General features: G+C 49.1%; 1 protein-coding gene. It reads left to right on the forward strand.

Going from position 1 to position 1564, the window contains the following annotated elements; genetic code table 11:
* Positions 1-86: 86 nt before the first annotated feature.
* Positions 87-1541 (forward strand): IS1182 family transposase, encoded by a 1455-nt coding sequence (locus tag QW71_RS35985; protein WP_047014169.1) that lies wholly within the window; start codon positions 87-89, stop codon positions 1539-1541.
* The last annotated feature ends 23 nt before the right edge of the window (positions 1542-1564 follow it).

Raw genomic sequence — 1564 nt, forward strand, 5'->3', positions numbered from 1 at the left:
CAGACTGTTGAAAAAGTCTTTGTTTCACACGACACCGCGTTAATTTGGTATAATATAGGTAACTTTATTGGAAAGCGCGGTGTCTTATGTTAAACGAAAAGGATCATGGAGATCGAGGGAAATATCAAATGGAGCTTGTTTGTTTAGACCAATTGGTCCCCCCCGATCACCTCCTTCGGTTGGTCGAAAAGCATGTGGATTTTTCGTTCATCACCGAAATCGTGCGCCCCTATTACAGCGAATCCCAAGGGCGACCCTCGATTCCCCCCATCCGTTTATTCAAAATGATGCTGATTGGCTATCTCTTTAACATCGGCTCCGAACGGATTCTGGAGAAAGACATTGGTGTGAACCTGGCCTACCGCTGGTTTTTGGGCCTGGGTCTCAGCGACCCCGTTCCGGACCACTCCACGATTAGTTCGAATCGCAATGGACGATTCAAGGGAACGACCGTCTTCCAGGATATCTTCGACGAAGTGGTACGGCTTGCGATCTCTCACCACATGATTGCGGGACGGCTTCTCATCACCGATTCGACGCATATCGAGGCCGATGCCAATAACAATCGCTACACGCAGCAAATCACAAGCGGGTCGCCTCAGGCCTATCTGCAGGAGTTGGACCGGGCTGTCCAGGAAAGCCGGGAGGCTCATGGAAAAAAGCCCCTGGCTCCTCTACGTAAAAGAGCGGCAGAGGAGCAACCGAAAAAGGAAAAGGTGAGCCTGACCGATCCCGAGAGCGGCTACATGAGCCGGAAGAACAAACCGGAAGGGTTCTTTTACCTGGACCACCGGACGGTGGACCACAAATACAATATGATTACCGATGTGTATGTGACGCCAGGCAATGTCAATGATTCCACGGTGTATATGGAACGTTTGAATCGGCAACTGGAGACCTTTGGTTTTGGCGACACGCTTGAAGCAATCGCCTTGGATTCAGGCTACATGGTCCCCCATATTTGCAAGCAAACGATCTCCTGGATGACGGTCATTGCCGAGCGTAAACCACCCAGCAAACCTGGCTTTTATACGAAAGAAGACTTCACGTATGATGCACAAAAAGATGTATATGTCTGTCCCTTAGGACAAGAACTCACGTACCGAACGACAAACCGCTATGGTTATGATGAGTATGTCTCGCCCAAAGGGCATTGCGCGACCTGCCCGAAATTGACGCAATGTACCGAAAACCAGAAGCACGAGCGTTTGATTCAGCGGCATGTATGGGAGGACTTTAAAGAAAGAGTGCAGCAAAACAAGAAAAGCCCGGAAGGCGAAAAGATCTACAAGTACCGCGCTCAAACCATTGAGCGTAGCTTTGCTGATGCCAAAAACCTCCATGGGTACCGTCGATGCCGGATGCGAGGCAAAGCCAAGGCACAGGAGCAGGCGTTGATGACGGCCATTACGCAGAATCTGAAGAAAATAGCCCGGCATTTAGCCAAAAAGGAGGCCTGCGTTTTTCATTTGGGTATGAAAAACGATAGATCTTCTGATTTTAACCATTATTTAGGAATTTCCGGGAATGTAGCAGCTTGAAAATCGACTTTTTCAACAGTCTG

Source organism: Paenibacillus sp. IHB B 3415 (assembly GCF_000802655.2).
In the GTDB taxonomy this organism is placed as follows: Bacteria; Bacillota; Bacilli; order Paenibacillales; family Paenibacillaceae; genus Paenibacillus_AQ; species Paenibacillus_AQ phytohabitans.

Excerpts from the sequence above, each read along its gene's own strand:
- QW71_RS35985 (WP_047014169.1), top strand. The coding sequence starts at position 87 with ATGTTAAACGAAAAGGATCATGGAGATCGAGGGAAATATCAAATGGAG.